This is a genomic window from Allorhizocola rhizosphaerae (assembly GCF_003426775.1).
GTDB lineage: Bacteria > Actinomycetota > Actinomycetes > Mycobacteriales > Micromonosporaceae > Allorhizocola > Allorhizocola rhizosphaerae.
The window spans coordinates 1-6,259 of sequence record NZ_QJUG01000346.1; the positions used below are offsets into that span (position 1 = coordinate 1).

Annotated in this window: 9 protein-coding genes; 5 read left to right on the forward strand and 4 right to left on the reverse strand. The window is 68.4% G+C overall.

All coding sequences use genetic code 11. The features are described from left to right. The coding region (locus tag DM816_RS39505; protein WP_170318928.1) for a (2Fe-2S)-binding protein at window positions 1-446 on the forward strand (446 nt) is incomplete at its 5' end. A gap of 13 nt (window positions 447-459) precedes the next feature. On the opposite strand, the gene DM816_RS45420 is transcribed toward DM816_RS39505, so the two are convergent. Continuing rightward, a complete protein-coding gene (locus tag DM816_RS45420) occupies window positions 460-582 on the reverse strand; it encodes a hypothetical protein (RefSeq protein WP_281274406.1) in 123 nt (40 codons plus the stop codon). 69 nt (window positions 583-651) lie between these two features. Here DM816_RS45420 and DM816_RS39510 point away from each other — a divergent pair, with 69 nt between their 5' ends. After that, on the forward strand, window positions 652-1,143 hold the full coding sequence (locus tag DM816_RS39510) for a hypothetical protein (RefSeq protein ID WP_117215594.1): 492 nt from the start codon (window positions 652-654) through the stop codon (window positions 1,141-1,143). A gap of 19 nt (window positions 1,144-1,162) precedes the next feature. After that, window positions 1,163-1,984: an oxygenase MpaB family protein gene (locus DM816_RS39515; RefSeq protein ID WP_117215595.1), complete on the forward strand. Its 822-nt coding sequence runs from the start codon at window positions 1,163-1,165 to the stop codon at window positions 1,982-1,984. Here DM816_RS39515 and DM816_RS39520 read toward each other — a convergent pair. Beyond that, entirely contained in the window at window positions 1,906-2,541 is a 636-nt protein-coding gene (locus DM816_RS39520; RefSeq protein WP_117215596.1) for a LysE family translocator, read from the reverse strand. The genes DM816_RS39515 and DM816_RS39520 overlap by 79 nt on opposite strands. A gap of 96 nt (window positions 2,542-2,637) precedes the next feature. Beyond that, window positions 2,638-2,994 (reverse strand): nuclear transport factor 2 family protein, encoded by a 357-nt coding sequence (locus DM816_RS39525; protein ID WP_117215597.1) that lies wholly within the window; start codon window positions 2,992-2,994, stop codon window positions 2,638-2,640. Window positions 2,995-3,255: 261 nt separating this feature from the next. On the opposite strand from DM816_RS39525, the gene DM816_RS39530 reads away from it, so the two are divergent. After that, window positions 3,256-4,299, forward strand: coding sequence for an alpha-hydroxy acid oxidase (locus DM816_RS39530; protein WP_117215598.1), 1,044 nt, complete (start codon window positions 3,256-3,258; stop codon window positions 4,297-4,299). Window positions 4,300-4,310: 11 nt separating this feature from the next. After that, a complete protein-coding gene (locus DM816_RS39535) occupies window positions 4,311-5,552 on the forward strand; it encodes an aminotransferase-like domain-containing protein (protein WP_425455335.1) in 1,242 nt (413 codons plus the stop codon). Here the strand turns inward: DM816_RS39535 and DM816_RS39540 are convergent. Next, on the reverse strand, window positions 5,480-6,259 hold a 780-nt coding region (locus tag DM816_RS39540), incomplete at its 5' end, for a hypothetical protein (RefSeq protein ID WP_162908321.1). The genes DM816_RS39535 and DM816_RS39540 overlap by 73 nt on opposite strands.

Genomic DNA, 6,259 nt, shown 5'->3' on the forward strand with positions numbered 1-6,259 from the left:
CGGGCGAGGTCACGGGCGTCGGCGGCGCGGCACTCGCGCTCGTCGAGGGCCGCCTCGCCGGGCTGGCCGCGGCCGACCGCGCGCTTCCGGTCAGCCTGCTGCGGCGGCGCGAGTCGTTGCGCCGCTTCGCCTCCGCGATGGCGGCAATCCACCGGGTCGAGCCCGGCGTGCCGGAGGACGTCTTGGTTTGCAGGTGTGAAGACGTGAAATCGACCGCGATCCGCCGGGCATGCGCAGAATTGGGTGTTGTGGACGGGAGAGGCGCGAAGCTGATGACGCGGGCGGGCATGGGCTGGTGCCAGGGCCGGGTGTGCGGGCACGCAGTCGCCCACCTCGTCGCCTCCGCGCACGAGCGCCCGGTCACTGCAGCCGACCTGCTCGCCTTCGCCAACCGCCCGATCGCCCAGCCCATCACCCTGCACGACCTCGCCGACCGGATGGGGTAACGCTCCAGCCCGCTCACTTCCCATCGATGGATGCGTTCAACACGTTCTCGCCCGGCCACCCGGGTTCGGCGAACGCCACCGGGATCGTCACCAGGTCGGACTCTGCCAATGCCCGCCGTGTCAGGTCAGCGATCACCCGCAGATCGTGCACACGATCTCCCCGGGACCTTCACAGCAGTGTCGGCTCGCTGCCCATACTGGACGGATGAGCGCGGAGGCAGCCAAGCAAATGCCGGAGAAGCCCTTGGGGTTCTTCAATGTCGTGCGGATCGTGGGGATCGCCGGTTCCATGCAGCTGCTGCTCGTATGCTACTTCATCCTTGTGGTGCCGGCGCTCTTGACCAGGCCGGAGCTTTACGCGGCCGGGTTCATCCTCTTTGCCGTCACGGCGTTGTTCAGCCGAGGGCAGCTGTTCTGGCGGGTGTCCGGCGGGGCCGTGAGTTGGTTCACCGGCATCCTGCTGGCCGTCTACTACGTCCTGCGCACCGGAATCCTGTGGGACTACTTGGAGTATTGGCTTGCGCATCTGGTACCCGCCGGGGCCCTCATCGTCTGCCTCGGCGCTCTGGGCTGGGCGGTCGCGTCGGGGCGCCGACGCCTGTCGTGGGTGTTCGCGGGCGCGGCGACGGTTTCGACGTGGGCGATCATCTACCTGCACGACACTCTGCCCAACCCGCAGACCTGCTGCCCGTGGTGAAGTGGTTAGTCTGGGAAGCATGAGCGACCTTGGCCTGTTCGGGCCGGGCTCGGTGACCTGGCGGGTGCACGCCGAGCCGATCCTGATGCTGGCCGGGCTGCGAGCGCTGTTCCTGCAGTCGCTGCACCCCCGTGCGCTGGCGGGTGTGCTTCGCAACTCCGGCTACAAGCGCGACCCGTGGGGCCGGCTGATGCGCACGATCAACTATGTCGCCACGGTGATCTACGGGACCACCGAGCAGGCGCGGGCGGCCGGCGCCCGGGTGCGGGCGATCCACGCACGCCTCGGCGTGGACGAACCGGATCTGCTTCTCTGGGTGCACGTGACCGAGGTCGAGTCCTTTGTGGACACTGCCCGCCGGGCGGGCCTCAAGCTCACCGACGCCGAGGTGGACACCTATCTGTCCGAGCAGCGCCGCGCGGCCGAGCTGGTCGGGCTCGACCCGTCCACTGTGCCGGGCACGCAAGCCCAGTTGCGCGACTACTACCGTCGCGTGCGCCCGGAGCTCGCCATGACCAAGGATGCCGCCGAAACCCTTGCCTTCCTTTGGGTACCGCCCCTGCCGTGGTACCTGACGCTGTCCCCGGTGCGCGTGGCCTACACGGGTGCCGCCGCGACCGCGTTCGGCCTGATGCCCGCATGGGCCCGGCGCATGTACGGAGCGCCCGGACTGTCCACAACGGACATCACGGCCGGAATCACCGTGCGCACGCTGCGGACGGCCCTCGGCGCGCTGCCGCACAGCGTGTTCGAAGGCCCGCTCTATCGGGCCGCGATGGAGCGGTCGGCGAGCATGCGCACTGCCAGCGCCCCCAGCACGGTGGCCATGAACCAGCGCTGAATCCGCATCCACGTGGGTCGCTTGGCCAGCCACCCCGAGATGTGCCCGGCGCTGAGCACGATCAGGAAGTTCACGCTCAGCGCGATCGCGATCTGCACCAGCCCGAGGATCAGGCCCTGCCCGGCCACGCTTCCTCGGGCCGGGTCGATGAACTGGGGCAGCAGCGATAGGTACAGCACGGCGATCTTCGGGTTGAGCAGGCTGGTGACCATGCCCATGGCGAACAGTCGGCGGCGCGGATCGGGCGCGAGTTCCTGCGGGGCGAACACCGAGCCGTTCTTGCGCAGCGACTGCCAGGCGAGCCACAGGAGATAGAGCGCACCGAAGATCTTCAGTGCCTGGTAGAGCACCGGGACCGTGGCGAACAGCGCGGTCAGGCCAAGGGCCGTCCCAGCCAGGTACACGAGGAAGCCTGCGGCCACACCGAGCAGCGACACCAGGCCGGCCGCCCGGCCCTGCGACAGGGTCCGGGAGACCAGGTAGATCATGTTGGGGCCGGGCGTGAGCACGAGGCCCAGCGCCACGAGCGCGATGCCAAGGACAGCCGCCGTGCTCATGGGCGGCGAGCCCCAATCGGACTTCCAGCGTCCGCCCAGCCTGTGTTGACCATGGCCTTGACTCTTGCCGCACACGCCCCGGGCGTCGAGGGCCAATCAGCTCTCGGTGGATCTCGAGTGCTCCATGAACCACTCGGTGAACTCGGTGGCCCGTCCGTCGGGCGCGAACCGGATCACCCACAGGTTGCTGAAGGTCTCATCCGGGTACGTCGTCACGCCTCGCAGGATGCCCAGCTCATCGCCGTCCACGACCGGCTCCCAGTCGAACGAGTACTCGCCCGGCTCGTCCTGCCGGTCCAGCCAGCCCTCGACGATGGCGTCGACACCGCGCCACGGCGGGCGGAACGGGGCCGTGTAGTACTCGGCGTCGTCGGTGAACAGGGCCCGGATGTCCGCCGGGTCGTTGGTGCGCCAGGCGCGCACATACCCGTCGACCCATTTCTTGAGCGTCATGCCCCAAGCTTTCCCATGCGCGCGGCGCGCCAAAAGCCGGGGTGCCCCAAGTTGAGCACCCCGGCCGGGTGTCGTCGGCTACAGACCGACCTCGACCTCCCGCTTCTCAACCTCACGGGAGACTTCCTTCTCGACTTCCGCCATCGCACACCTCCTCACGGGTATGACCTTTGTGGGGACCCCGCGCCGAAGAGCGTAACCGTTCTTGACGGGAGTACAACACTCGACGGAAGTCGAATGTTTAAGATGTGATCCGTGTCGATGGTCTCCGTCTTGGACTTTGCCGCGGCTGCGCGCGCCGCTGTCCAGCCCCACGTGTGGGATTTCATCGAGGGTGGCAGCGGGGCCGAGCTGACCCTGGACGCGAACCGTCAACTCTTCGACAGCGCCCTTATAAGGCCAAGAGTCCTGATTGATGTGTCTATTTGCGACACTTCGGCACGCATGCTCGGCGATCGTGTGCCTGCGCCCATCGGCCTGGCCCCGATCGCGTACCACCAAATGGTCCACCAGGCGGGTGAGGTCGCCACGGCCCAGGCGCTCGACGGCACGCCGATGATCGTGAGCTTCTTCGCCAGCCGCACGCTGGACGACATCGCCGGCGCCGCGACCGGTCCGCTGTGGCTGCAGCTGTACTGGCTGCAGCGCCGCGACGTGCTGGCCGGGCTGGTGAAGCGGGCCCAGGATCTGGGCTACCGGGCGATCGTGCTGACCGTCGACGCGCCGCGCATCGGCCGGCGCCTGCGCGACATCCGCAACGGCTTCGGCATCCCGCCGCACATCAAGGCTGCCAACATCGAAGAGCAGCTGATGGAGTCGACCTATCAGGCCGACGGGATCGCCGCGCACGCCGCGCTCACCTTCGACCAGACCGTCACGTGGGCCGATCTCGCCTGGCTCAAGGGCCTGTCCGAGCTCCCGCTGGTGCTCAAGGGTGTGCTCACGGCCGAGGATGCGGCACTCGCGGTCGAGCACGGCGCCGACGCGGTCATCGTGTCCAACCACGGCGGGCGCCAGCTCGACGGGGCCGTGCCGAGCCTGCGCGCGCTACCGGAGGTGGTCGCGGCGGTGAACGGGCGATGTCCGGTCTATTTGGACAGTGGCGTGCGCACCGGGCGGGATGTCTTTGTGGCGCTTGCTCTCGGGGCCAGTGCTGTGTTCGTCGGCCGGCCCATGCTGTGGGCGCTGGCGACCGAGCGCGTGCCGGACCTGTTGACCCTGCTGCAAACCGAACTGGAGAACACGATGGCGCTTGCGGGCCGTCCGACCCTGGCGAGGATCGATCGGGGTGCGCTGTGGAGCTGATCCGTGAGGCGATGCACGCTTCGGTGAGCGATCCCGTCGCCAGCTCGATGAACTTCCTCAACGAAATCGCCGGGCGTTTCCCCGACGCCATCTCCCTGGCGGCCGGCCGGCCCTATGAGGGGTTCTACCAAACCACTGACATTTCACGGTACCTGGCCAACTACGCGTCCTATCTGGACGCGCAAGGGGTCGACCCGAGGCGGGCGCTCATGCAGTACGGCCGCACCAACGGCCAGATCCATGGGCTCATCGCGCGCATGCTCGCCGGCGACGAGGGGATCGACGTGCCGCCCGAGTCCATCGGGGTGACGGCCGGGTGCCAGGAGGCGATGGTCATCGTGCTGCGCGGCATCTGCGCGGGCTCGGATGACGTGCTGCTTGCCGCCTCGCCGTGCTACGTGGGGATCACCGGTGCGGCCCGCCTGCTCGGCGTGGAGGTTGTCCCGGTACCAAGTGACAACGGTTTTGACCCTGAAAGCGTGGCGCGTGTGGCAGCCGCCGTCCGCAGTGCGGGCAAGAACCCACGCGCGCTCTATCTGGTGCCAGACTTTTCCAACCCCCGCGGGGACTGTCTCGATGTGCCGACCCGGCACCGGTTGCTTGAGGTGGCAAGGGAGTCGCGGCTGCTGATCCTCGAAGACGACCCGTATGGACTGTTCGGATTGGACGATCGCGCACGGCCGAGGCTGAAAGCCCTTGACACCAATAGGGATGTCATCTATCTCGGGTCGTTCGCCAAGTCGTGCTTCCCCGGGGCGCGGGTCGGGTTCTTCGTCGCCGACCAGGAGGTCGTCGACGCGGCCGGGCGGCGCACGCTGCTGGCCGACGAGCTTTCGGCCATCAAGAGCATGCTCACCGTCAACACCTCGCCCATCAGCCAGGCCGTCGTCGGTGGCATGCTGCTGGAGGCAGACTGCAGCCTGCGCGCGCTGAACGCGTCCAAAGTGGAGTTCTACCGGTCCAATCTGCTCGCGCTGCTCGACTCGCTCGCGACGCACATGCCGCCGTCCGTCACCTGGAACACGCCCGCGGGCGGGTTCTTCGCGGTCGTGAAGGTGCCCGTGCTCGCCGATATCGCGCTGCTGGAGAAGTCGGCGGCGGCCTATGGTGTGCTGTGGACGCCGATGAGCTTCTTCTATCCGGAGGGCGGCGGCGAGCACGCGATCCGGCTGGCCAGCAGCTATCTGTCGGCGGCCGAGATCGACGAGGGCGTGCGCAGGCTGGCCGCGCTGCTGTCGGACGCGGCCGCGTAGGAGCGCACCAGCGTCACGACGGTCAGCACGGTCAGCGCGTGCGGCAGGAGCTTGAGCTGATCGTGCAGCAGCACCGTCTGGGGCATCAAGCTGTAGGTGCCGCCGTCGATGCCCACGAAGCCGAACGGGTACCACATTAGGGCCTCGCTCCACGGCGCCATGTCGCGCGGCAGGACGATCCCGACGTAGGCGATGATCGCCACTTCGAGCACGACCAGCGCGAGCAAAACCTTTGCTGGCCAGGGCGCCCTGAGCCGTCCAATCAGGACCATCCCGGCGAACCACAGCACGACCGCCACGGTCGTGCCCTGCCACCACTCGCCGACGATGATGCCCGCCCCCGGGATATAGGCGATCACCAGCATGCCCGCCGCGAGGCCGGCGGGCACGGTGATGGCGGGGCGGGCGAGGCGGCTGCGGCGGGCGGACAACCACGCCACCCAGGCGGCGAGCGGGATGACGATCGCTGCGGGCAGGAGGAACGGGAGGACGAATTCGCGGCCCTGCGTCAGGGCGTGCCCTGTGCTCATGGCGGCGGCCCAGGCGATGACGACCGCGAACGGGGTGCCGACGAGTGCCGCGGCGCGGCCAAAGTTTGTCATGGTGGGGGTGTCTCCGGGTTCGGTCATGGCGGTCCACGCCACGTTGGCCAGGTCGCGGGCGGGGGTGGGGGAGTGGCGCAGCAGATCGGCGATCTCCTCGCCATA

Excerpts from the sequence above, each read along its gene's own strand:
- DM816_RS39520 (WP_117215596.1), bottom strand. The coding sequence starts at position 2,541 with ATGAGCACGGCGGCTGTCCTTGGCATCGCGCTCGTGGCGCTGGGCCTC.
- DM816_RS39535 (WP_425455335.1), top strand. The coding sequence starts at position 4,311 with ATGCACGCTTCGGTGAGCGATCCCGTCGCCAGCTCGATGAACTTCCTC.
- DM816_RS39515 (WP_117215595.1), top strand. The coding sequence starts at position 1,163 with ATGAGCGACCTTGGCCTGTTCGGGCCGGGCTCGGTGACCTGGCGGGTG.
- DM816_RS39525 (WP_117215597.1), bottom strand. The coding sequence starts at position 2,994 with ATGACGCTCAAGAAATGGGTCGACGGGTATGTGCGCGCCTGGCGCACC.
- DM816_RS39530 (WP_117215598.1), top strand. The coding sequence starts at position 3,256 with ATGGTCTCCGTCTTGGACTTTGCCGCGGCTGCGCGCGCCGCTGTCCAG.
- DM816_RS39510 (WP_117215594.1), top strand. The coding sequence starts at position 652 with ATGAGCGCGGAGGCAGCCAAGCAAATGCCGGAGAAGCCCTTGGGGTTC.